Source organism: Bacillus aquiflavi (assembly GCF_019915265.1).
In the GTDB taxonomy this organism is placed as follows: domain Bacteria; phylum Bacillota; class Bacilli; order Bacillales; family Cytobacillaceae; genus Bacillus_BT; species Bacillus_BT aquiflavi.
The window spans coordinates 2,736,480-2,760,693 of sequence record NZ_CP082780.1; the positions used below are offsets into that span (position 1 = coordinate 2,736,480).

General features: G+C 35.2%; 19 protein-coding genes, 3 pseudogenes, 1 riboswitch and 1 other annotated feature. Of the genes and pseudogenes, 6 read left to right on the top strand and 16 right to left on the bottom strand.

The window, feature by feature from the left end; translation table 11 throughout:
* Positions 1-86: 86 nt before the first annotated feature.
* A complete protein-coding gene (locus tag K6959_RS13225; RefSeq protein ID WP_223086735.1) occupies positions 87-947 on the bottom strand; it encodes a hypothetical protein in 861 nt (286 codons plus the stop codon).
* 502 nt (positions 948-1,449) lie between these two features.
* Here K6959_RS13225 and K6959_RS13230 point away from each other — a divergent pair.
* On the top strand, positions 1,450-1,695 hold the full coding sequence (locus K6959_RS13230) for a hypothetical protein (protein WP_163241552.1): 246 nt from the start codon (positions 1,450-1,452) through the stop codon (positions 1,693-1,695).
* A gap of 27 nt (positions 1,696-1,722) precedes the next feature.
* Here K6959_RS13230 and K6959_RS13235 read toward each other — a convergent pair whose 3' ends face one another.
* From K6959_RS13235 to leuS, 6 genes are all read right to left on the bottom strand, one after another.
* Positions 1,723-2,934, bottom strand: coding sequence for a dicarboxylate/amino acid:cation symporter (locus K6959_RS13235; protein WP_218943927.1), 1,212 nt, complete (start codon positions 2,932-2,934; stop codon positions 1,723-1,725).
* 102 nt (positions 2,935-3,036) lie between these two features.
* Positions 3,037-3,222: a sporulation protein Cse60 gene (locus K6959_RS13240; RefSeq protein WP_163241548.1), complete on the bottom strand. Its 186-nt coding sequence runs from the start codon at positions 3,220-3,222 to the stop codon at positions 3,037-3,039.
* A 232-nt stretch (positions 3,223-3,454) separates the two neighbouring features.
* Complete coding sequence (locus K6959_RS13245; RefSeq protein ID WP_163241546.1) at positions 3,455-3,760, bottom strand: rhodanese-like domain-containing protein; 306 nt, start codon at positions 3,758-3,760, stop codon at positions 3,455-3,457.
* A gap of 34 nt (positions 3,761-3,794) precedes the next feature.
* Positions 3,795-4,265, bottom strand: coding sequence for a hypothetical protein (locus K6959_RS13250; protein WP_163241544.1), 471 nt, complete (start codon positions 4,263-4,265; stop codon positions 3,795-3,797).
* Positions 4,262-4,468: a helix-turn-helix transcriptional regulator gene (locus K6959_RS13255; protein ID WP_163241542.1), complete on the bottom strand. Its 207-nt coding sequence runs from the start codon at positions 4,466-4,468 to the stop codon at positions 4,262-4,264. The genes K6959_RS13250 and K6959_RS13255 overlap by 4 nt, the downstream gene beginning before the upstream one ends.
* Positions 4,469-4,658: 190 nt before the next feature.
* Entirely contained in the window at positions 4,659-7,076 is a 2,418-nt protein-coding gene (leuS, locus tag K6959_RS13260; protein ID WP_223086737.1) for a leucine--tRNA ligase, read from the bottom strand.
* A gap of 113 nt (positions 7,077-7,189) precedes the next feature.
* Positions 7,190-7,416: a binding site (T-box leader), on the bottom strand.
* A 397-nt stretch (positions 7,417-7,813) separates the two neighbouring features.
* Here leuS and K6959_RS13265 point away from each other — a divergent pair.
* Positions 7,814-8,187: pseudogene (locus tag K6959_RS13265) on the top strand (FAS1-like dehydratase domain-containing protein).
* Between the two features lie 109 nt (positions 8,188-8,296).
* Here the strand turns inward: K6959_RS13265 and K6959_RS13270 are convergent.
* The 4 genes from K6959_RS13270 to K6959_RS13285 form a co-directional block, all read right to left on the bottom strand.
* The gene (locus K6959_RS13270; RefSeq protein ID WP_223086738.1) at positions 8,297-9,073 is read right to left on the bottom strand and encodes a 3-hydroxybutyrate dehydrogenase; all 777 of its coding nucleotides are present in this window, start codon (positions 9,071-9,073) and stop codon (positions 8,297-8,299) included.
* A 26-nt stretch (positions 9,074-9,099) separates the two neighbouring features.
* Positions 9,100-10,419: a GntP family permease gene (locus K6959_RS13275; protein WP_223086740.1), complete on the bottom strand. Its 1,320-nt coding sequence runs from the start codon at positions 10,417-10,419 to the stop codon at positions 9,100-9,102.
* A 308-nt stretch (positions 10,420-10,727) separates the two neighbouring features.
* Positions 10,728-12,086, bottom strand: coding sequence for a sigma-54 interaction domain-containing protein (locus tag K6959_RS13280; RefSeq protein ID WP_163241534.1), 1,359 nt, complete (start codon positions 12,084-12,086; stop codon positions 10,728-10,730).
* A gap of 175 nt (positions 12,087-12,261) precedes the next feature.
* A complete protein-coding gene (locus K6959_RS13285; protein ID WP_223086742.1) occupies positions 12,262-12,525 on the bottom strand; it encodes a YtzC family protein in 264 nt (87 codons plus the stop codon).
* Positions 12,526-12,759: 234 nt separating this feature from the next.
* Between K6959_RS13285 and K6959_RS13290 the strand changes: the two genes are divergently transcribed.
* Both K6959_RS13290 and K6959_RS13295 read left to right on the top strand, forming a co-directional pair.
* The gene (locus tag K6959_RS13290; RefSeq protein WP_223086743.1) at positions 12,760-13,725 is read left to right on the top strand and encodes a tRNA modification radical SAM protein MnmL/YtqA; all 966 of its coding nucleotides are present in this window, start codon (positions 12,760-12,762) and stop codon (positions 13,723-13,725) included.
* Positions 13,722-14,294, top strand: coding sequence for a tRNA 5-(aminomethyl)-2-thiouridylate-methyltransferase MnmM (locus K6959_RS13295; RefSeq protein ID WP_163241528.1), 573 nt, complete (start codon positions 13,722-13,724; stop codon positions 14,292-14,294). The genes K6959_RS13290 and K6959_RS13295 overlap by 4 nt, the downstream gene beginning before the upstream one ends.
* Before the next feature lie 132 nt (positions 14,295-14,426).
* On the opposite strand, the pseudogene K6959_RS13300 reads toward K6959_RS13295, so the two are convergent.
* Together K6959_RS13300 and K6959_RS13305 are read right to left on the bottom strand one after the other, a co-directional pair.
* Positions 14,427-15,435, bottom strand: a pseudogene (locus K6959_RS13300) (LLM class flavin-dependent oxidoreductase).
* 38 nt (positions 15,436-15,473) lie between these two features.
* Positions 15,474-16,561 (bottom strand): annotated as a pseudogene (locus K6959_RS13305) (tetraprenyl-beta-curcumene synthase family protein).
* A gap of 330 nt (positions 16,562-16,891) precedes the next feature.
* Here K6959_RS13305 and K6959_RS13310 point away from each other — a divergent pair.
* A complete protein-coding gene (locus tag K6959_RS13310; protein ID WP_163241522.1) occupies positions 16,892-17,407 on the top strand; it encodes a gamma carbonic anhydrase in 516 nt (171 codons plus the stop codon).
* Positions 17,408-17,586: 179 nt separating this feature from the next.
* Here K6959_RS13310 and asnB read toward each other — a convergent pair whose 3' ends face one another.
* Together asnB and metK are read right to left on the bottom strand one after the other, a co-directional pair.
* A complete protein-coding gene (asnB, locus tag K6959_RS13315) occupies positions 17,587-19,491 on the bottom strand; it encodes an asparagine synthase (glutamine-hydrolyzing) (RefSeq protein ID WP_223086745.1) in 1,905 nt (634 codons plus the stop codon).
* A gap of 497 nt (positions 19,492-19,988) precedes the next feature.
* Positions 19,989-21,191: a methionine adenosyltransferase gene (gene metK, locus K6959_RS13320; RefSeq protein ID WP_163241518.1), complete on the bottom strand. Its 1,203-nt coding sequence runs from the start codon at positions 21,189-21,191 to the stop codon at positions 19,989-19,991.
* Between the two features lie 215 nt (positions 21,192-21,406).
* A riboswitch (SAM riboswitch) is annotated at positions 21,407-21,540 on the bottom strand.
* 389 nt (positions 21,541-21,929) lie between these two features.
* Here metK and pckA point away from each other — a divergent pair.
* Positions 21,930-23,516, top strand: a complete 1,587-nt coding sequence (gene pckA, locus K6959_RS13325; RefSeq protein ID WP_223086747.1) for a phosphoenolpyruvate carboxykinase (ATP) — start codon at positions 21,930-21,932, stop codon at positions 23,514-23,516.
* A 420-nt stretch (positions 23,517-23,936) separates the two neighbouring features.
* Here pckA and K6959_RS13330 read toward each other — a convergent pair whose 3' ends face one another.
* Positions 23,937-24,182 (bottom strand): DUF2584 domain-containing protein, encoded by a 246-nt coding sequence (locus K6959_RS13330; protein WP_223086749.1) that lies wholly within the window; start codon positions 24,180-24,182, stop codon positions 23,937-23,939.
* Between the last annotated feature and the right edge of the window lie 32 nt (positions 24,183-24,214).

Sequence of the window (24,214 nt, forward strand, 5' to 3'; positions counted from 1 at the left end):
AAATAGATTATATTTTTAATAAATATTACTTCTCTTCTAGGAAAAATGATGTATTTTTTATCCAAAGGGAGATTTGATTCTTTAGATTATACCTTCTGTTTTAACCCCTGATCTATTAACAAATTTGTGTGTTGATCATAAAGCTGTCTAGCAAACTGTTGAATCGTTTTATAGTCTAGACCTTTCCATTTTTTAATATCCATTTCTAGTTTTTCACAACGGAAAAATCTAAATGAAAACGCCTCAATTATTTTAAAAGCTGAATAACTGTGAGGACTTTCCTCATTTTTATTCGCAGTAGTGAGAAATTTCTCAAAAATAGTAAAGTCAGGATAGTAAATTAACTCTACTAACTTTGCACGATATTCAAGATCGTTTTGGAGTAAATTTGGAAATAATTTATAATCGTTAAAGTGTTGAGCCTCATGCTTTAAATAGGAGTTTAGGAAACTATCTGAATCAGTTTTGTATCCACTTGCAACACAATAAAGTCCATTTTCCTTTGCCCAGCCACCTGCATAGAGATTACCAAAGGTAGCAAAATGAAGCCAACTTAACATAATAAAATCATCCATAAAGTATACGTCCACCGTTTCAATCCCATTCGGTAATTCAACATCATAAGTTTTCTTCTCCATTACTCTCCATATATATGGACCATAATGAGGGCTTGTTCTTCCACCAAGGAAATACCAACCTTTCTCATAAAAAATTTCCTTTAGCCCTTCCTCTATCACTTCCATCTTTAACTTTACTTTATTAGGAAGAAGTGTATGTAAAGCATTTATTAATTGCTGTTCGGCTGACTGTTGTGCTAACTTATTCGTTAAGACAACAATAAAATAGTGATAATAGGCTGTTATCACTTTTTTTATCCATTGATCTTCTACCTCGACAGCTATGTTTGGTGGGTCAGTAAAAAAACGTTTCTCGTATTTTTGCAACAATTGTTGCTGTTCAATTGTTTTTTCAGTTAAATGATTTAAATAATGATATATATCTGTTATCTGTTAAACGTTCCCTGCAACACACTTATGATAAATTTTTTTCATATAAGCGCCCTCCTACAAATATTCACGTATAACCCCAATTATATGTGATTATTCTTGATAAACAATGACAAAAATAAGAGTTTCGACAATGTATCCTATGTAAAACCTTCTTTATCTTTTACTGCGAAAAACAATGTTTGTTACCACGCTTTTCAGCTATGCTGATCCGCTTTATCAGAGAGGGGAAAATGAACAAATAGATCATAAACTTCATTAATATCATAATAACCGAATAATAAAAAAGTAATTGTCTTGTTGGAAAAAATGTTTATAATAGTAAGGAAGCCAAAAAACAAAGGTTCAATCCTTATTTGCTAGTTTTAAAGTTAAGTGTTTTAGTAACATGAAATCCAATTGTTTAATTTGAATATTATCGTAAGAAAAGGAGTTGATAAGAATGTCAAGTACTGATCCATTAGAAGCAACTTTTGGATTGTTTTTTGGTCTTTTCGGTTTTATATATATTATTGCGTTGGTCTTTATCGTTGTGCTTACAATTGTATTTATGTTTAAAGGGATGAGTTATATGAAAAAGAAAACTCAAAATGACGAACGCCTTATTCTAGCAATACAGCAATTAGAGCTTAATCAAAACTTACAGCAAAGTCAGGAAAAAGAACCAAAACCTAATGATTTATTTTAAGATTAAAAACTCGGCATAGCCGAGTTTTTAAATAGAATTCTCCAAATGTTTAAGTTCCTTTTCTGATCCAGCCACTACAACAGCTGCAGATGCATCCCCTACGACATTTACTGTTGTCCGGAACATATCAAGAATTCGATCTATACCTGCAATAAGAGCAATCCCTTCAAGCGGCAGATGTACAGAGCTTAGCACCATTGTAAGCATAATGAGACCCGCCCCTGGTATACCAGCTGTACCAATAGAAGCTAATACCGTTGCAAAAATGACAGTCAAAATCTGAACAAATGATAAATCAAGCCCATAAAACTGAACAATAAATAAAATAGCAACTCCTTGATATATCGCAGTTCCATCCATATTAATAGTTGCTCCAAGTGGAAGAATAAAGCTACTTACTCGATTTGATACACCTAGGTTTTCCCTCGTATTCTTTAATGTAACTGGGAGTGTTCCAGCACTGCTTGCAGTACTAAAAGCAACTAATGCTGCTGGTCCAATTCCTTTAAAAAAAGTATACGGATTCATCTTTGCAAAGCTTTTTACAGCAAATGAATAAATAACTAAAGCATGAACTGTACAAGCAATCGCTGTTGCCGCAACAACCTTTATTAATGGCATCAAAACTGAAAGTCCATATTCACCAACTATCGGTGCGACTAAGCCAATAATACCTAACGGCGCTATCCGCATGACAATCCCCGTGATTTTAAACATAATCTCCGCAAAGCCATCAAAAAAAGTATAGACAAGCTTTGCTTTTTCTCCTACTAATGTGATCGCTAAACCGATAAAAATAGCGAAAAAAATAATTTGTAGCACATTTCCTTCTGTTAGTGCAGAAAATGGATTAGTTGGAATAATATTTAAAATAGTTTGAACAACGCCAGCTGTTTCCTGTGCCTCTAAAGTTGTCTCAGTAACAGTTAACTCTACTCCTGAACCAGGAGAAATAATGAAAGCAAAGCTTAATCCGATCATAACTGCTATAGCAGTTGTTACTAAATAATACGCCATTGTCTTTATACCCATTCTTCCAAGCTGTTTCGGATCACCTGTACTGGCTATCCCTACAACTAAAGAAGATAATATTAATGGAGCGATGATAAATTTAATTAATCGTAAAAATAAATCACCAAATGGTTGCAATACACTAATAGATGCCCCAAAAATAACTCCTAAAATAATTGCGATAACAAAAGCAATAAAAATTTGTGTTAATAAATTTATTTTAACCAACGTTTCCACTCCCCCATTATGCAAGTCGTCAATAAAAAATATTCATTTTACTGAAAATTATGAAAATTTTTTAACGACTTTAGAAAGTTAGGGACATGCATATTAATTAGAGCGATATATAACCATTGCAGAAAAACAATAAATTTGTTCGTCTTCATCCTCTTGTATAATTGCGATATTGTATTTAATATCCACTATTTTCTCCTCATCCAGACGTTTTAAAAATTGATTCATTTCTATTTCTAAATCTTGTTCATGCTCATAGTCAAACAATTTGACCTGAATCAAGCGTTTCTCTCCCTTTCTTTTTTTCTATTATTATATTAAAACAAGCAGTCAATTATTCATATAACAATCGTTAGATTAGCAAGATTTCATTCATCATGATCTTTCAGTGCTTTAAATAAGGTGGGGCTTTTTCCACTTTAAAGAAGCAGAATGGAGGAGATTAGAAGGATGTTTAGCATTTCGATCGTAAAAAATAAAAAGCGCCTATACTTAGCTAGACGCTCTCGATCTACTAGATCGTTTTCCCTGTCCATTCAAGCATTCCGCCAATCATATTCCATACATTAAATCCTTGTTCTTGCAAGTAATAACAAACGTGTCCACTTCGATTTCCAGAACGGCAAATAAAAATATACTCTTTATTTTTATCAAAAGAAGCTAAAGAAAAAGGAATTTCTCCCATTGGGATATGAATAGCTCCCGGAATTGTACCTAACGCAACTTCCTCCTCTTCTCGTACATCAATGATATTTAACTTTTCACCAGCTTCAACCTTTGCTTTTACTTGTTCAGGAGTAATAATCTGAATTTCTTCCATTTTTTCAAAATCCCCCTTCGGCGAAATAGCTACTTTAATAGTTTCGTTTTAATGAAATAAAATACACTACAAACTGAATGAACGGCAACAACAAAATCACTATAATTGGATAATAAGGAATCATTTCATTTACAAATGGATAAAAAAGCATTAACCCTGTTACAATCGGATAAAGGTAACCCATAGAAATATAAGAGGCACGACAAGCTTTTGCTGTAATTTGTTTTTCCCGTTCATCCATCTCTTCTAATTCTGGGGGTAACAAAAATGCTTGTTTTAATGAGCTTCGCTTCTTTCTATTACTAACAAACATAATCGCAGATAGAGCCCCGCCAATTAATAGAGCTGCTAATAAAGGTGTTAAATGTAATTCGATTTCCCACTTAGACGGTTGATTTTTAATGACTTCCGCAAACTGAATTTGCGCATCATAAAATGCCACCATCGCCCAACCGAACAAGACTAATACAGTAACTGTTATGAAGCCGTTACGCCGTATATTCATTCTTCTCCCTCCATGAAAAAAATTTCTTCAATTTGTAAGTTAAACACATGAGCAATTTTCATCGCTAATAATAATGACGGTATGTAGCTCCCTTTTTCTAAAGCAACAATCGTCTGCCTAGTAACAGCAACAGATTTAGCAAGGTCAGATTGTGTCAACCCATATTTGGCTCGTAATTCTCTTACTCGATTTGATAATGTCATTCATAACCTCACCTCTTTAATTCGTTATTATTGTAAAGTTCAATTTACATTTTGTCAAGTATACTTTACATTCAGGGATTTTTTCAGTCCATCATCTTTAAGCTCTAAAAAAAATAAACTGGTAATAATACACCAGTTTATTTTTAAGTTAGTTAATGCCGACATCACCAATTGTTTTTTAGTGAACTAATTAATTTGCTACAATGTTAACAAGCTTACCAGGAATAGCAATAACTTTTCGAACCGTTTTTCCGCTAATTTGCTCTTTTATTTTTTCGTCTTCCATCGCAAGCTGTTCTAATACTTCCTTTGAAGCATCTTTTGGAACCATTACTTTTGCCTTTATTTTACCATTAATTTGGATAACAACTTCCACTTCATCATCAATTAGTTTCCCTTCGTCATAAGCAGGCCAAGCTTCATACGTAATCGTTTCTTTATGGCCAAGCTTTTCCCAAAGTTCCTCAGAAATATGTGGGCAAATCGGTGAAAGAAGCTTTACAAACCCTTCCATGTAACTTTTTGATAAAACGGGCGCTTTGTAAGATTCATTTATGAATACCATCAACTGAGATATTGCCGTATTAAAGTGTAAAATTTCGTAATCCTCTGTTACCTTCTTAACTGTTTGGTGATATACCTTTTCTAACGATTTACATTCTTCAACGTCTTGAATCTTTGAATTTAAAGAACCATCTTCATTTACAAATAAACGCCATATTCGATCTAGGAAGCGACGTGAACCATCAAGTCCATTAGTTGACCAAGCAATTGAGGCATCAAGCGGCCCCATAAACATCTCGTACAATCGAAGTGTATCTGCTCCATGACTTTCAATCACTTCATCAGGGTTCACAACGTTGCCTTTTGATTTACTCATTTTTTCATTATTTGCTCCAAGTATCATCCCTTGGTTAAAGAGCTTTTGGAATGGCTCCTTTGTATGAACAACACCGATATCATAAAGAAACTTATGCCAAAAACGTGCGTAAAGCAAATGAAGAACCGCGTGTTCTGCGCCACCAATATAAATATCGACTGGAAGCCATTTTTTTAGCCGTTCTGGATCAGCAAGCGCTTGATCGTTCGCAGGATCGGTATAGCGTAAATAATACCAGCAGCTTCCTGCCCATTGAGGCATCGTATTTGTTTCTCGGCGGCCTCTCTTACCTGTTTTTTCATCAACTACTTCTACCCAGTCCTTTATGTTTGCAAGAGGTGATTCGCCTGTTCCTGAAGGTTTGATTTCCGTTGTTTTTGGCAGTTTAAGCGGAAGTTCTTCTTCAGATACGGTTGTCATTGTCCCATCTTCCCAGTGAATAACAGGGATCGGTTCACCCCAGTAACGTTGACGGCTAAATAACCAGTCGCGAAGACGATAGGTGACTTTTTTTGTTCCGAGCTTGTTTTCTTCAAGCCATTCAATCATTTTTGTTATTGCGGCGTCTTTAGTTAAACCATCTAAAAACTCCGAGTTCATATGTTTTCCGTCTCCTGTATACGCCTCTTTTTCGATATTGCCGCCTGCAACGACTTCCTTTATTGGTAATTTAAACTTTTTAGCGAATTCATAGTCACGCTCATCATGAGCCGGAACCGCCATAATTGCTCCTGTTCCATAGCTCATTAATACATAATCCGCAATCCAAATTGGCATTTTTTCTCCATTTACTGGATTAATAGCATATGCTCCAGTAAAAACACCTGTTTTTTCTTTTGCCAAATCCGTTCGTTCAAGATCACTTTTGCGTTTATTTTTTTCCAAATAAGCAGTTACAGCTTCACGCTGACTATCAGTTGTTATTTTTTCGACATAAGGATGTTCTGGTGCAAGTACAGCATATGTTGATCCAAAAAGAGTATCTGGACGAGTTGTAAAAACAGTAAACGTTTCAGTAAATCCGTCAATACTAAATGTGATTTCTGCTCCTTCTGAGCGGCCAATCCAATTACGTTGCATTTCTTTAATGCTCTCTGGCCAATCCAATTCTTCTAGATCATCGAGGAGACGATCGGCATATTCAGTAATTTTTAACATCCACTGCTTCATCGGACGGCGTTCAACTGGATGGTCACCGCGTTCACTTTTACCATCAATGACTTCCTCATTTGCTAACACCGTACCTAAAGCTGGGCACCAATTAACAGGAACCTCATCAATGTAAGCTAACCCCTTTTCAAACATCTTTTTAAAAATCCATTGTGTCCACTTGTAGTATTGCGGATCAGTTGTATTAATTTCTCGATCCCAGTCATAGGAAAAGCCTAAAGATTTAATTTGACGACGGAATGTTTGAATATTTTTTTCAGTAAATTGTGCTGGATCGTTACCAGTATCTAACGCATATTGCTCAGCGGGAAGACCAAACGCATCCCACCCCATTGGGTGGAGGACGTTAAATCCTTGCATACGTTTCATTCTTGATATTATATCTGTTGCAGTATATCCTTCTGGGTGTCCGACGTGAAGACCTACTCCTGAAGGATATGGGAACATATCAAGTGCGTAGAACTTTCGCTTTCCTTCTTCTTCAATCGTTTTAAATGTTTTATTTTTCTCCCAATATTTTTGCCATTTTTCCTCAATTTCTTTATGATTAAAACTCATTTAAAAAATCCTCCTTCACCTTGTTAATCCAGTCAAATTACCATTTTACGATATGCAACTTAACGCTTTTACACTTTATATAGATGAAAAAAAAAAAATCCCCTTCATCCCAAATTTGGGACGAGAGGATTTTACTTTTACTCCCGCGGTACCACCCACATTAGTGTATAAGACACTCACTTCATTCATCCTTAACGCGGAAAACGGCAGCTTTACTTGTAATTTTCGTTCAAGCATGCAACTCAAAGGCGAGTTCATGGTTTACTCGGTTGACTTACACCAGCCGCCAACTCTCTAATACGAGTAATTGTCCACTACTATTCCTTATCTTCGTAATCAGTTATATAACTACAAAAAATTGTAAATTCCTATTTATTGGAGTATTGAAGCATATCGTGTCAGAATCACGATTCCCAACTAACCTTTATTGATAATGATTATACTAAAACTAAAAATAAATAGCAAAGCCTTTTTGAACTAGTCTTCATTTAACTATTTTTTTTTATAAAAATCATTCGTATTTTTTTAACCTCCTCGATATGAAAATCTCCTTCAATTAATTGACCATTGTTCAATTTAAATCATCACACCTTTTTCCCTCGTTAGTTCAATGATTGTTTAAAGAGCCTTATCATATATTTTCTATTTTAATGATTGATTAAAGGGGAATGAATGGTTATTCATTGACTTTTATGTTAAAATTAATATACTGAATATTACGAAAATTATGTGTTTTTATAATAAAAATTGGTGACGTTTATACTTGGGAAAGAACTTTTACTAAAGAAGATGTTTTGTATTTTGGACGTCTTTCAGACGACCAAGGAAGACATCATATTGAGCATGATGAAAAAGGTCGTTTAATGGTTCAAGGGTTATTAACTGCTAGTGTAGGAACGAAAATTGGCGGGCGTTTAAATTACACCGCAAGAGAGATGGTCAGTGAATTTATTCGACCGGTTTTACTGGGGATACTGTAACATGCGAAATAACCATTACAAATGTTGTACAAATGGAAGGCTTCAAAAAAGTAGAAATGAAGTCAGTATATCGTAATCAAAATGGGAAAGAAGTTATAGTAGGATCAAGTTATGGAATCATTCGAGATTAACTAAAATTCCATCGTTTATCAGCTCTTAAATGAAGAGGGAAACTTTAATAATGAGTAGTTTCCCTATATTTTATTCAATATTAATATCTTATTCGTATCGATAGCATCGCTACTGTGCTGTATATCCTCCATCGATGACAACTGCCTGACCTGTCATTCCCCTTGCAGACTCACCTGCTAAAAAAATCGCTACATCAGCAATTTCATCAACAGAAAGCAATCGTTTTTGAGGTACAAATGGAAAAATAACTTCTTCAAGTACTTTTTCAATTGGAAGATTTCTCGTTTTAGCTAGATCGGCCAGTTGATTTTTCACAAGTGGCGTATCTACATAACCAGGGCAAATAGCATTCACAGTAATTCCATAAGAAGCGGTTTCTAATGCGGCTACTTTAGTTAATCCGATTACTCCGTGCTTCGCACTATTGTACGCAGCTTTTCCTGCAAAACCAATTAATCCATTAATTGATGCCATATTTATGATTCTGCCAAACCGTTTTTTTTTCATAATTGGCACCACATTCTTTATAAACATAAAAGGAGCAGTTAACATTATTTTAATTAAAAGCTCAAATTTTTCAGTAGGAAACTGTTCAATCATTGAAACATGCTGTACCCCTGCATTATTTATTAATATGTCCAAACTGCCATAATGGGCGATACTTTTTTTGATTGCTTGCTGAATATCTGCTTCAGATGTTACGTCACACTTTATTCCAGCCGCTTCAAAACCGTCTTGACGAAGCCTTTCTGCACATTTTTTTACAGCGTCCTCTTGGATATCTGTTAAGACAACTTTTGCTCCATTTTCAGCAAATTTTTTGCTAAGTTTATAACCGATCCCTGAAGCAGCTCCTGTAATAAAAACAACTTTATTTTGAATCATCCGTAAGCTCCTTTCAATTAGTACTGTTAAATTCCTAGTCCAAATGAAAATAATAAAATTGCTAATGCTACACCGATTAGTGGCACAATTACTGATACCGCAGCCATAGGATTGTAAGCAGCTTGATGACTCTCACCACAAATGGCTCTAATAGTTGTTACAACATATCCGTTATGCGGCAATGAATCAAGTGCACCTGACGAAATCGCTGCAACCCGATGAAGTGCTTCTGGATTTACACCCATATCAAGATAATGAGGAGCAAGAACCGGTAAGGCGATCACCTGTCCGCCTGATGCCGAACCAGTCATACCAGCAATTACACTAACTGCTAGCGCTCCGCCAATGAGCGGACTTCCAGGTATACTTGTCATGTAATGAACAGCAGCTTCAAAAGCTGGCGCTGCTTTTGCAACCCCTCCAAATCCTACAACTGCCGCAGTATTACCAATAGCAATTAAAGCACCAAGTGTCCCCTCAGAAACAGCATTCCAAAAATGTCTAAAGTAACGTCTATTTAATAAATACGTTGCCACTACTCCGCATAAAAGAGCGATAATAAGAGCAGATTGTTTTAAAGAATTATGGAAAATAAAGGAAATGATGAGTACAACAATTAAAGGGATCATCCCCATAAAAGGATTTGGAAGTGGTTGATTCCCTACCACTGGATCTGATTCTTGTCTGATAAAAGTCTCACCGTTTGATACCGCTTTCATAATCATTCGTTTGAGCCACCAGTAACCGAAAATGGCCATGAATATTGCAACAATTAAACTTACTTCCCACCCGGCGTAAGGTGTAGTATCCAAATATTCGATTGGAATCCAATTTTGAATTTCAGGTGAACCTGCCGAAGTCATCGTAAAAGTGACTGAACCGAATGCAAGTGCTGCAGGAATAAAGCGTCGAGGTAAGTTGGCCTCTTTGAACAAACTGATTGCCATCGGATAAACAGAAAAAGCAACAACGAACAAGCTTACACCGCCGTATGTTAAAACAGCACAAGCAGCTACAATAGCAAGAACAGCGTATTTCATCCCTAGCTTCTCGACAACAAATTTTGAAACACTATCCGCAGCTCCGCTATCCTCCATTACCTTTCCAAAAATCGCTCCAAGTAAAAACATTAAGTACCAGGACGTTACAAAGCCCGAAAAACCAGACATATAATTTCCAACAAAGTTTGCTTCTCCTTCAGAAACGAGTTGCGGGAACAATGGCATTCCACTCAATAATGCAACAAATAGTGCTGAAATGGGACCTACAATTAATAAGTTCATTCCCCTCATTGTCAATATAATGAGTAACGCTAGTCCCCCAATTAAACCGATCATGCTGAGCATTTTTTCTCCCCCCTTAAAAATTTCAACCTTTGTTCGCGGTTCTAAAATAATACAGACTCCTTTCGTTTTTAGTGCACCTTTAAATAAAGCAACTTTCATGCCAAATTGATATCGCTTATAAACGTACGAATTTCAAGAATATTTCATAATTTCATTCCGAACTTCCGGAATAATTATTTATTTTTATTTACTAATGAAAGAGCTTTTCTAAGTAGACTGCTTTATTCCCGCCTAAAAGTGTCAAGCATTTTACGAGAATGAAAAGTGTCCGGAAATTCGGAATTCATTCCGGATTTTCGGACACTTCTTTAACTTAGCTCATATTTTTTCAATTTTTCGTACATGGTTGATTTACTAATCCCAAGTGCCTTTGCAGCCTCTCGCTTGTCATTTTGATATTTTTTTAAACTTTGCATAAGCAAGCTTTTTTCCGTTTCCTCCAAAATTTCTTTCAGTTTTTTTTCACCTAACGGAAATTGAGATGGTTCTCTCATATGTTCGGGTAAAGAGTCCATCGTAATCATATCACCGTTTGATAAATGGATAGATGCACCGATCACGTTTTCTAATTCTCTTACATTTCCAGGCCATTGATAACGACTAAATAAATTCATCACTTCTTTAGCAATTCCGCTTATTCGCTTCCCTGCCTTTTTACATATTTTTTTAATAAAATAATCACAAAGGACCGACAAATCCTCCATTCTGTCTCTTAGAGGGGGAATATTAAATGGGACAACACTAATTCGATAATATAGATCTTCTCGAAATCGTTTTTCTTTCATCATTTTTTCTAACGGTCTATTTGTAGCGGCTATGATCCGAACATCTACTGAAATTGGTTTTGTTGAGCCGATTGGTTCAACTTCCTTTTCCTGTAATGCACGTAAAAGCTTCATTTGCATATTTAGAGGCATGTCACCAATTTCATCTAAAAATAACGTCCCCCCATCAGCCAATTGGAATTTCCCTTTTTTTCCGCCCCTTTTTGCTCCAGTAAAGGCTCCCTCTTCATAACCAAATAACTCCGATTCAAGAAGATGTTCTGGAATTGCGGCACAATTAACCTTTACAAACGGTTGATGACTGCGCCCGCTCAGTTGATGAATGCTATGGGCAAATAATTCTTTGCCTGTACCGCTTTCTCCACAAATTAAAATAGATATATCACTAGGTGCAATCATTTTTACTTTTTCTTTTAAATCATTCATCGATTTTGACACGGCTAATATGTCAGATAATCCATATTTTACTCCACTATCAATATCTTGAATGTAGCTTTGCATTTTTAAAAATAAACTTCTAACATGGCTATTCATTTTCATCCATTCTTGTGCATCTCTAAAAAAAACAGTCCCAAATGCACCGATTACTTCTCCGTTAGAACGAATTGGAATGCGATTTGCAATCATATAATTTCCTTTTATATATTGAAGATCAGCAATCTCTTCTTTTCCTGATTTTACAACAATATGCATACGTGAATTTTCAATCACATTCGATACATGTTTCCCAATGACTTCTTCTCTATTAACACCGAGAAAATGACAATAGTTCCGATTTATATAAATGATATTACCGGCCTTATCTACAACTACAAGCCATTCAATAGCTTCTTCTAGAATTGTTTCTAACATTGCAATTGGGATATCCTTCAATGTATTCATATCCTCACCCTCGTTCAACATTCATTTTCTATGCTATATTCTACCATTCGATTTAAACAGTTTGTCAATCATGAAAAATAGTCATTAAAAAATCCGTATCACCTTTAAAGTAATACGGATTTTTAATCAATGTGACCTATTTTTCTTTACTGATCCCGCAAAAAGTTCAACTAAACTAATAGTGAACCAAAATCATATTCGTTTGCATTTGCTGAATTTGGAGTCTCATCCGATGCAGTTGTTCTCTTTGCTGTGCATTCGCACTATGATAGAGCTTTAATAAGTCATTATAAGTTTCTTCAAGATTTTGCATCGCATTTGTAAATTCTTCGTCATGATAAAACTCTTGTTTGCTGCCCTCGTTCATTTGCTCTTGAGCAGATCGAAGTGAATCTTCGCATTGTTGAATAAATTGTTCTATCGATTGACGAGTAGCCATTTTTTACCCCCCTCGTATATACAAAAAATGAAGCATATCGCTTCATTTTTTATTGTATTCATCTCTTGACATTCTACACCTTTATTTAGAACAGATTTTTTTCTAATTAAGGGAAAAACAATACAATTGGATTAGCTGTTATCTTCATGTTAAAATTCAAATGGGACAGAATGATGATACAGACAGAGGGATATGAAACGAAATTGTACACCCCTGTAAAAGGAGATATGTTAAGTGACTCAAAATCCTTTCCCTTATGCAAGTGATAATAAACGTTACTATACTTGGAATTATCATTTACGAAAAGTATTTGGTCATAAAGTTTTTAAAATCGCTTTGGATGCAGGTTTTGACTGCCCAAATCGTGATGGTACTGTCGCTTTTGGAGGCTGTACTTTTTGCAGTGCAGCAGGATCTGGAGATTTTGCAGGTAACCGTGCTGACAGCCTAGAAACACAATTTAAAGAGATTAAAGAAAAAATGCACCGAAAGTGGAAAGACGGAAAATATATGGCCTATTTCCAAGCATTTACGAATACTCATGCACCTCTTGATGTTTTGCGTGAAAGCTACGAAACGGTGTTGAAGCAAGAAGGTGTTGTTGGACTCTCGATTGCAACGAGACCAGACTGCTTACCTGATGATGTAGTAGAATATTTAGCAGAGCTTAATAAACGCACATATTTGTGGGTCGAGCTGGGTTTACAAACCGTACACGAAAGAACAGCCCAACTTATTAATCGAGCACATGATTATGAATGCTACCTTGAGGGTGTAAATAAACTCCGTAAACACGGAATTCGTATTTGTGCCCATATTATTAACGGGCTTCCTCTTGAAACAAAAGATATGATGATGGAAACAGCAAGAGAAGTTGCAAATCTCGACGTACAAGGAATCAAAATTCATTTATTACACCTTTTAAAAGGAACTCCAATGGAAAAACAATACGAAAAAGGAATGCTTACATTTTTAACATTTGAAGAATATATTCATTTAGTATGCAATCAACTTGAAATTTTACCACCTGATATGGTTATTCACCGAATTACTGGCGATGGACCAATCGATTTAATGATTGGACCGATGTGGAGTGTTAATAAGTGGGAAGTGTTAAATGCAATAGATGCAGAATTAAAACGCCGAAATAGTTGGCAAGGAAAATTCTTTGAACATGGTTGTCGAGAGGAAACAATATGAAATTAGAAAAAATTTTACAATTCGCTCGATCATTAATGGAAAAAGCAGTGCAAAAAGGTGATGTCGTTGTAGATGGAACATTAGGAAATGGACACGATACGTTATTTTTAGCAAATCTTGTTGGCTCGAACGGAAAAGTATTTGGCTTTGATATTCAAGAAAAAGCAGTCAAAATAACGGAAAAGAGATTAGCAGAAAACGGTGTATTAAGAAGGGCTTCATTACACCATATAGGTCATGAACATATAAGCGAAGTCATTTCACCTGATTATACAGGAAAAATTTCTGGAGCGATGTTTAATTTAGGGTATTTACCTGGAGGTAACAAGGAGATTGTTACAAAACCGAAAACAACTATTAAAGCAATAGAGCAATTATTACAACTAATGGCATCTGAAGGAGTGATCGTGTTAGTTATTTACCATGGACACGAAGAAGGTGCGCTAGAACGAGAAGCCGTTCTTCAATATGTAAAAAATCTTGATCAGTCAATTGCTCACGTACTGCAATATCAATTTATTAACCAAGTGAACAACCCTCCGTTTATTATTGCGATTGAAAAAAAATAAACAAAAACTAACAATCAGTGGAAAAATCACTGATTGTTAGTTTTAAATACAATACATACAAACGCTCGCATACTTTCCATTTTAATTTTTTTCACTTCGTACTACGGTACATTCAATCTTTCATAAATGGGCTCAAAGCTGAAATTCATTAGCGATTAATTCAAAAGATTTTAATTTATCATGGAAATCATACATAATTGAGACAATGATTACTTCATCCGTTTCATATGCTTCACTTAAAGCTACTATTTGTTCTTTTACCATTTTAGGATCCCCAACGATCATTCTTTTACGATTTTCCTTCACCCTTGCAAGTTCAAACGGGCTATAAGAATAAGCTGCTGCTTTTTCTGGACTAGGAGTTCCCAATGATTTCATTCCTTGTTCAATCATAAGTAATGATAAGTCTAAGCTTGATGCTATCCGCTCAGCATCTTCTTTCGTTTCCCCACAAATGACAAAAATTGCGACAATATTTTTTGGTTCAGTTAAATAAGGTGATGGTTGGAAATATTTACGATATTTTTTTGTATATTCAACTCCCCCTTCACCATTAATAAACTGTGCAAATGTATAAGGTAACCCTTTTTCAGCAGCAAGTAATGCACTTGAAGGACTTGAACCAAGCATCCAAACTTGTGGAACACTTCTTTTATGATGGTGTTGTTGCTTTTAATCCCGGAAAAGGATGATTTTCTCGTTCTATATGATGTAGATAATCTAACAAATCATCAACTTGTTGCGGATACCGATTCACATCTCGCGGTCTTCCGTCATGAAGAGCCATAGTCGCTCTCGGCATTCCGCCTGGGGCGCGGCCAATTCCTAAATCAATTCTGTTTGGATTAAGTGCTGCGAGCACTTTAAAATTTTCTGCAACTTTATACGAACTGTAATGAGGAAGCATAACTCCACCAGAACCAACACGAATTTTAGTTGTTTTTGCAGCTAAATGAGCAACTAATACTTCTGGAGAAGATCCTGCTAAACTCATCGTGTCATGGTGTTCAGAAACCCAAAATCTTCGATATCCTAGCTTTTCAACATGCTGAGCCAGTTTTACAGTATTTTTTAATCCTTCCTCTTGAGTCATCCCTTCTGAAACTGGTGATTGATCTAATACACTTAGTGCTAATTTCATTTTTTATACACCTCTTGTTAGGAAAAAAACAACTATTTTTATTCTGCTCTTTTCACTAAAGTTCTTTTCTGAAACTTCCGATATACCCTTCCATTTAAATAAAAAAAGTAGCTAATAAACCCGCCGAATTTCATCATTTCCTTTGCTACTTTTTGCACATGCTTCTGCTTTTTTACCTTATCATCTGAAAAATAAATACCCAGTAATCCTCTATTAATCAGCTGGTGAAAACGCTTATGCGGGAGACCGTTCGTATGTTTATCTGCCTCTCTTATAAAGTGTTTTAATCTCTTAAACAAATGAGTCTCATCTTCATAATAAAAACAAAAATTTAAATCGCCGCCAGCTAAATCTTCTTCTTGATCAATAAAATAATCAAGTAAAATGTGCAATCCTTGTATATATGGAAAATAACCGTTTCGAATTCTTAGCGCTTGTTCACTTCGGAAGTCGCTTTGCATCGCATATGAAACTAAACAATAAATGCCTAATGTTGAGCCTGAACAAGCAGAAAATTCATACCATTCCATATCAGGAATAGATTTTTGATGATCGGCAAACCAGTTTTTCAAGCGTGGAACCCTTTCTTCTTCAATTACATGTTTATGAATTTGCAAGCTGCAATAATAACTGCAAAGCTCCTCTAAATATTCTTTTATTTTATCATAATGAACAATATTTTTTAAAACATCCCGGCATGTGGCCGAAAGCTCAGCTAAATAACCGCCATCATCTTGATCTTGTCTATAGCGATAGTAGTTTTTATTTAATTCTCTCTCTAATGAGATTGCATCCTCCATTGATTCATGAAGGGCAGTAAAATCTTTGGCATCTTGTGAAGTACTGCGATCACATAAGTTGTCCAAATAATCACTAATCGTTTGATAAGCAACAATAAATCGAATTGCCTCTTTATTTCGTCCTTTAGCCATTAATGCCAAAATAGAACCGCCCTCACAATGAAATGTTTTGTGTTTTATACTCGCAAGTGCTTGATTGCGAAGTTCGGTATTTGGAATTTCCCTTAGCTCGTTTTTTTCCAATAATTTAATTCACGATGTACAGTCGGAAGAATATCCTTATAAACCTTTACCATAAGCGAAAAAGGGTCTGAAGGAATCGACATCATAACACCACCATTTATAATATATTTAATCGAAATTAAATCTAATTTGAAGTTTTGTTTTACCTTCTGTAACCGAGCAAATACTCCTTGTTTAGGAAAATAACGTATGATAACATGAAAGCTGGATCATTTTCGCAAAAAAGTTTTCTTCCTTTTTAAGGTGAGGATTAATGTAATATAGCTTTCTGTATACTAACATCTACATATTAATGATAGCATTCCTTGAGGTTAAATGATAAGCAATACAATTTTATTTCGTTTTTTGACAAAAATGATTGAATTTTCGTTACAATTTAAATAGTAAATTTTTCAACAAAAAGGAGAGTTACGATGATTTATCCGTATAAAGACAAAAGTCCGAAAATATCTGAAACAGCATTTATAGCAGACTATGTAACAATTACAGGTGATGTTGAAATTGGTGCTCATTCAAGTGTTTGGTTTAATACCGTTATCCGTGGTGACGTTGCCCCAACATATATTGGGGAAAAAGTTAACATTCAAGATCATTCAATATTGCACCAAAGTCCAAATAATCCACTTATTATTGAAGATGAGGTAACAATTGGCCATCAAGTTATTTTACATAGTTGTAAAATCCGCAAGAAAGCTTTAATCGGAATGGGATCAATTATTCTTGATAATGCCGAAATTGGTGAAGGTGCATTTATCGGTGCTGGCAGTCTCGTTCCTCAAGGAAAAGTGATCCCTCCTAATACTTTAGCTTTTGGCCGACCTGCAAAAGTTATTCGTGAGTTAACAGAAGAAGATATTCAAGATATGAAGCGTATTTCAAGAGAGTATGTAGAAAAAGGCTTGTATTATAAATCATTACAAACAAAATAAATTACTTTATTTTCCATAAAATGTGAGGGATGTTTCTTATCCCCCACAATCTCTTGAAAGTTACTAGACAAGCTAGTCAGAATCAACATATAAAAGCAGGTGGAAAAAAACACTGTTTTGTTTTTCTCCACCTGCTTTATTTTAGGGGTATTGGAGTACCCCAATTAAAGAATTCGGGATTAATTCATTGGTTGAACTGACTTTTCCTTGCTAGAGACTTCAGCAAAATTGTATTTCTCCTCAATATAGATACTATGCCAAATCATGAACATAAGAACAGTCCAAATTTTTCGACTGTAATCCCCTTTTCCACGACAATGGTCATCTAATAGTTGCAATAAATAGGATTTATTAATCAAATGATCTGTTTTGCTTTCGTAAATTAACGTTTTCGCCCATTCGTTCATTTCCTCTTTTAACCAGTGACGAATTGGAACTGGAAAACCGAGTTTTTTACGATTTAAAACATGATCTGGTACAATTCCTTCCGCTGCTTTTCGCAAAATATATTTTGTTGTTCCTTTTGCAATTTTTAAGTTAGTCGGTAGTTTAGATGCGATTTCAAAAACATTTTTATCTAAAAATGGAACTCTTAATTCGAGAGAATGTGCCATCGTCGTTTTATCTGCCTTCAGCAAAATGTCACCGCGCATCCACGTATGAATATCTATATATTGCATCTTTTCCACAGGAGCATAGTTTTGACATTCTTCGTAAAATGGCTTTGTAATTGAGTGGTATTGAATAGCTTCTTTATGTACAAGAAGAAGCTCGCGCTTTTCATCCTCTGTAAACATTTTTGCATTCCCTATATAACGCTCCTCAAGAGGAGTGCATCCGCGCTCAATAAAGCTTTTCCCCTTCATTCCTTCAGGCATCATTCGTGCTATTTTTCTTAACAGCGCTTTAAATATATTTGGAATTTTATCGAACATGGCTAGCGAGCGTGGTTCACGATAAATATTATACCCGCCAAACAACTCATCAGCACCTTCTCCTGATAAAACAACCGAAACATGCTTTCTCGCTTCACGAGCAACAAAATAAAGCGGCACACAAGCAGGATCAGCTAAAGGATCGTCCATATGCCACATAATTTTCGGCAGTTCATTCATATACTCTTCAGGAGTAATAACATAATTAATATTTTCCACACCGATTTTTTCAGCTGTTTCCTTTGCTACATCAATTTCACTAAATCCATTTCGTTCAAAACCGACAGAAAATGTTTTAATTTTCGGGTTGAATTTACTGGCAATTGAAGCAATGATTGAGGAATCGATCCCACCTGATAAAAACGATCCTAAAGGAACATCACTACGCATATGTTTCTCAACAGAATCAAATAAAATATCACGAATTTCCTTAACATAATTTTCTTCTGATTTTACGACAGGATTAAATGTTGCTTTCCAGTACTGTTTGATTTCCATTTTTGAACCTATCTTTTTTGTAAAGTAATGACCTGGTTCCAGCTTACAAATTCCTTCTGACATCGTATTTGGCTCTGGAACAAACTGAAACGTTAAATAATGCTGAAGTGATTCATAAATTATAACATCATTTTCTAACGCGTGTAAAATACTTTTCTTTTCTGAGGCAAAAAAAGTTCGCTTTTCATCTTCCATGTAGAAAAACGGTTTTATTCCAAAATGATCACGTGCTCCAAATAATGTCTGCTCTTTCTTATCCCAAATAACAAAGGCAAACATCCCTCGAAGCTTCTCAACCACTTTTTCTTTTAGTTTACTATATAAAGCAACGATCACTTCTGTATCAGAGTTTGTTGTAAATGTAACTTTGTTGTTTTTTAATAGTTCTTCACGTAATTCTACATAATTGTAAATTTCACCATTAAAAATAATCCAATATCGTTCGTTTTCATACGATAATGGTTGGTGGCCGCTCTTAATATCGATAATACTTAAACGACGAAATCCAAATTGAACATAGTCGTCAAAGTAATATCCTGCGTCATCGGGACCGCGATGAGTGATCAAGTCGTTCATTATTTTAAACTGTTTTTCATTTTCTTCTAAAACTTTTTGTGCTTTATCATGCACACAACCAATAAAACCACACATTCGTCCGCACCTTCTCCATATTTAACATTCACGTTATTATTTTATAAAAATTATCCGTCAATTACAACGGTGAAAAGTCATAATAATACCATTATACTGAGAATGACCAATCAAAAAAAGAAAAGAATGATGAATTTTATGTAACGAAGATTATAAAGTGAAAAAAGCATATTAGTTCTTAAATAAAAGAAAACATCACATATCGTTAATAATATCATAAAGATGTACTCATATCATAGAAAAACCATTATAAGATTATAGCTTAACGGTTACATAATTATTGCTGATAAAATCGAAAAGAGCTAAATCTAGCAATATAAAAGGAAAAAATGGAGTTACATGTTAGATGTAACCCCATTCAGATTGTTGACAAACGCTCGCATTCGACATTGTTTCACTCCGTTATAAGCCCTTCGTGAACAACGGATCTATTCGCTTATTGTTCCCGCTTCTTGATCGACACGCTCCGAGTTTTTCTCGAAAAAATGGATTAATATTTAACGATTTAAAGCTTGATTACGTAAATCATCCGCTTTATCCGTAAGTTCCCATGGAAGTTCAATATCTGTCCGTCCAAAATGTCCAAATGCAGCTGTTTGTTTATATATCGGACGACGTAAACGAAGCATTTTAATAATTCCAGCAGGACGCAAATCAAAGTTTTGCCGAACAACTTCTACAAGGATATCTTCAGAAACTTTACCAGTACCAAATGTATCAATAGAAATGGAAACAGGCTGTGCAACTCCGATTGCATAGGCGAGCTGTACCTCTACTTTGTCCGCTAAGCCAGATGCGACAATATTTTTCGCCACGTAACGAGCCGCGTATGCTGCTGAACGATCAACCTTTGTAGGATCCTTACCTGAGAATGCACCGCCTCCATGACGTGCGTACCCTCCGTACGTATCGACGATAATCTTTCTTCCTGTTAGACCAGCATCACCTTGTGGTCCACCGATAACAAATCGACCTGTTGGATTAATAAAATATTTCGTATTTTCGTCAATTAATTCTTTAGAAACTACAGGTTCAATTACATATTTCTTCAAATCTTGCTTGATTTTTTCTAAACTAACACCTGGATGGTGTTGGGTCGAAATAACAATGGTATCAACACGAACCGGATGATCATTTTCATCATACTCAATCGTCACTTGTGTCTTTCCATCAGGACGAAGGTAGGGAATGATTTGTTTTTTCCGTGCTTCTGATAAACGGCGAGAAAGCTTATGGGCTAATGAAATTGGAAGAGGCATAAGCTCCTCCGTCTCATTACAAGCAAATCCAAACATTAAACCTTGGTCACCAGCACCAATTGCTTCAATTTCTTCGTCAGTCATTTTACCTTCACGCGCTTCAATTGCTTGATCGACACCTATTGCAATGTCTGCAGATTGTTCATCAATAGAAGTTAAAACAGCACACGTTTCAGCATCAAAGCCATATTTCGCTCGCGTATATCCAATATTAGCCAATGTTTCCCGTACAATTTTTGGAATATCTACATAAGTAGACGTTGTTATTTCACCAGTAACAAGAACTAATCCAGTTGTAACCGATGTTTCAGCAGCAACGCGTGCATTTGGATCTTTGTCTAATATCGCATCTAAAATTGCATCTGAAATTTGATCACAAATTTTGTCTGGATGACCATCCGTTACTGATTCGGATGTAAACAAACGACGTTTAGTTGACATCTAAATTTTCCTCCTTATTTCATTAAATTTAGAGAAAGATATTGAAGAAGCAATTTTCATACGTTACCGCATCTTCTTTTATTACTTTTTAGACGGAACTCATTTCCCTAAGTAGTATGAAATAAACATTACCTTTTAGAATGAAAAATTAGCTTCTAAATACAAAAAACCTTTCCACATTGAGGAAAGGTAATCATTTACTCATTCGCCTTTCACTCTTATCGTTCAAGGATATGTCCTTGCAACAGATTAGCACCTTTGCTTAAAAAAGATTGATTAACCATTTTCTTTTTAAAAGCAGGTTGCTGGGTTTCATAGGGTCTGTCCCTCCACCATCTCGGGATAAGAGAGTATCCGTTCAACTCATAATAGCTCATGTTATTACCATACGTCAATTAATTTATCCTTAAAACGGCATTTCAATCATTGGGCAGTTCACTAATGATTAGTTTATCTATTGAACAAACAACTGTTACAACTATCCTTTTAAAGGTTTTTACATCAAAATAATCCTTCTCTTTACTTTTTCACTTTTCTATTTATAATGTTTGGATATACTAACTTTACAGTCTTAATTACAAATGAAATCAAAGCCTTATACTACAGTTATGAATAATGCAAATGTTACAATTTTAAAACAACGAAGTGAAATTTTTTATTTAGTATAGATTATTAACTTAAATGTGTTATACTAATTTCGAGTAAAATAAATCGGAAAAAAAGGAAGGTTATCATCAGATGAGTTCTGTAAGTATTTCCAACGAATTAAATGAATTGTTAATGGGAAAAAACGTGCACATTCAATTGTCTGTTCCACAACTAGTTGAAAAAGTGTTAAACCGTAATGAAGGTTTGTTAACTTCCACTGGTGCAGTCCGAGCCACAACTGGAAAGTATACAGGACGCTCCCCTAAAGATAAATATATCGTAGAGGAAGCATCTACAAAAGATAAAATTGATTGGGGTTCCGTCAATCAGCCTATTTCGGAAGAGGTTTTCACAAACCTTTATCATAAAGTGATTCATTATTTAAAAGAAAAAGATGAGGTTTTCGTATTTAAAGGCTTTGCTGGCGCTGATAAAAAACATCAATTGCCAATTCAAGTGATCAATGAATATGCTTGGAACAATTTATTCGCCCATCAATTATTCATCCGTCCAAATGAAGATGAATTAAAAGATCATAAAGCAGAATTTACTGTCATTTCAGCTCCAAATTTCAAAGCTGATCCTTCAGTAGATGGTACAAAATCAGAAACATTCATTATTATTTCATTTGAACGTCGTACTGTTTTAATCGGGGGAACTGAATACGCCGGAGAAATTAAAAAATCTATTTTCTCAATTATGAATTATTTATTGCCTGAGAATAACATTTTACCAATGCACTGTTCTGCAAATGTTGGCCGCGAAGGTGATGTTTCCTTATTTTTCGGACTTTCTGGTACTGGTAAAACAACATTATCCGCAGATCCAAATCGCCGCTTAATCGGTGATGATGAGCACGGCTGGTCTTCTAACGGAGTATTTAATATTGAAGGCGGCTGTTATGCAAAATGTATTAATTTATCCCGTGAAAAAGAACCGCAAATATTTGATGCAATCCGATTCGGCTCTGTTTTAGAAAATGTTGTTGTTGATGAAGATACACGTGTTGCTGATTATGACGACAGCACATTAACGGAAAATACTCGTGCAGCTTATCCGATTGAAGCAATTGATAATATTGTTGTTCCTAGTATTGCTGGACATCCAAATACAATTATTTTTCTAACTGCTGATGCCTTTGGAGTTTTACCTCCAATTGCAAAATTAACAAAAGAACAGGCTATGTATCATTTCCTAAGCGGATATACAAGTAAGTTAGCTGGTACAGAACGTGGAATTACTTCTCCTCAAGCAACGTTTTCAACTTGTTTCGGTTCACCGTTCCTACCGCTACCTGCAACTCGTTATGCGGAAATGCTTGGTGAGAAAATTGATGAACACAATGCAAAAGTTTATTTAGTAAATACAGGCTGGACAGGAGGAGAATATGGCGTTGGAAACCGAATGAAGCTTGCTTATACAAGAGCAATGGTTCAATCTGCTTTAGAAGGCGAATTAACCAACGTTGAAACCGTTAAAGATGAAATTTTCGGTTTAGAAATTCCGTTGCATGTTCCAGGTGTTCCTGATGAAGTTCTTCAACCAAATAAAACGTGGGCAGACCAAGATGCTTACGAAAAGAAAGCGAAAGAACTCGCTGCTAAATTCCGTGAGAACTTAAAAAAATTCACAAATGTTTCAAATGACATTGAGCAAAAAGGCGGACCTATTGCTTAATCATTATTTTTAAAAAAACGGCACAGTTTAAGTGCCGTTTTTTTCGTCCAAAAGTTGACTTTCCTATTAGAATGTCCCTGTTTATAACCAATAATGCTGATTTATCAACATTATTACTTTTCAATTTTTATTGTCTTTGCTTGCATTAGTACAATCGATATTAGAATCAATTTCCGCGAGTTTGAAAACAGTTCTAAAACCAAGGCCAATTGCACGAGGCGAAAGCGAATAGATCTAAGCAAGCAACAAATGAATCAGAGCGTTTCTCGACAGTCTAAAAACGGAGAATAATAAAAGCTAAATTATCGAGCTATATATTTCAGAAAGAATAATAAATGATGAAAGTTCACCCATTTTTAAATTTGACCGTTTATGTAAATGTTCAAGCTTTTATTCTCCTGCTTTGCTCAAAATTAATAATCAATTTGTAGACTTTAATGAAATGAGTTGATAAGTTAACATAGTTTGATTATTTTCCCATTGCACTTTCGTAATAACTGCACTGCCACTTGAATCGCTTTCTAGAGTTTTTTTTACTTCTATGGGAATGTTGATGATTGGATATAGTCTATATCCGTTTTTTACAAGGGTAAATATATTCTCCTCTTCCCGTTTTTCTCTTCCTTTAGTCACTATTAATGTGTTTAACTCGATTGGCATCCCCATCATTTTCTCTCCTTTATGATTATGATTTGCTT

Bases quoted from the DNA above. Each gene is read 5' to 3' on its own strand.
- leuS (WP_223086737.1), bottom strand. From the start codon at position 7,076: ATGAGTTTTAATCATAAAGAAATTGAGGAAAAATGGCAAAAATATTGG.
- K6959_RS13255 (WP_163241542.1), bottom strand. From the start codon at position 4,468: ATGACATTATCAAATCGAGTAAGAGAATTACGAGCCAAATATGGGTTG.
- K6959_RS13270 (WP_223086738.1), bottom strand. From the start codon at position 9,073: ATGATTCAAAATAAAGTTGTTTTTATTACAGGAGCTGCTTCAGGGATC.
- K6959_RS13295 (WP_163241528.1), top strand. From the start codon at position 13,722: ATGAAATTAGAAAAAATTTTACAATTCGCTCGATCATTAATGGAAAAA.
- metK (WP_163241518.1), bottom strand. From the start codon at position 21,191: ATGTCAACTAAACGTCGTTTGTTTACATCCGAATCAGTAACGGATGGT.
- K6959_RS13285 (WP_223086742.1), bottom strand. From the start codon at position 12,525: ATGGCTACTCGTCAATCGATAGAACAATTTATTCAACAATGCGAAGAT.
- K6959_RS13275 (WP_223086740.1), bottom strand. From the start codon at position 10,419: ATGCTCAGCATGATCGGTTTAATTGGGGGACTAGCGTTACTCATTATA.
- K6959_RS13250 (WP_163241544.1), bottom strand. From the start codon at position 4,265: ATGAATATACGGCGTAACGGCTTCATAACAGTTACTGTATTAGTCTTG.
- K6959_RS13230 (WP_163241552.1), top strand. From the start codon at position 1,450: ATGTCAAGTACTGATCCATTAGAAGCAACTTTTGGATTGTTTTTTGGT.
- K6959_RS13245 (WP_163241546.1), bottom strand. From the start codon at position 3,760: ATGGAAGAAATTCAGATTATTACTCCTGAACAAGTAAAAGCAAAGGTT.
- K6959_RS13330 (WP_223086749.1), bottom strand. From the start codon at position 24,182: ATGGGGATGCCAATCGAGTTAAACACATTAATAGTGACTAAAGGAAGA.
- K6959_RS13280 (WP_163241534.1), bottom strand. From the start codon at position 12,086: ATGAATACATTGAAGGATATCCCAATTGCAATGTTAGAAACAATTCTA.
- asnB (WP_223086745.1), bottom strand. From the start codon at position 19,491: ATGTGTGGTTTTATTGGTTGTGTGCATGATAAAGCACAAAAAGTTTTA.
- K6959_RS13310 (WP_163241522.1), top strand. From the start codon at position 16,892: ATGATTTATCCGTATAAAGACAAAAGTCCGAAAATATCTGAAACAGCA.
- pckA (WP_223086747.1), top strand. From the start codon at position 21,930: ATGAGTTCTGTAAGTATTTCCAACGAATTAAATGAATTGTTAATGGGA.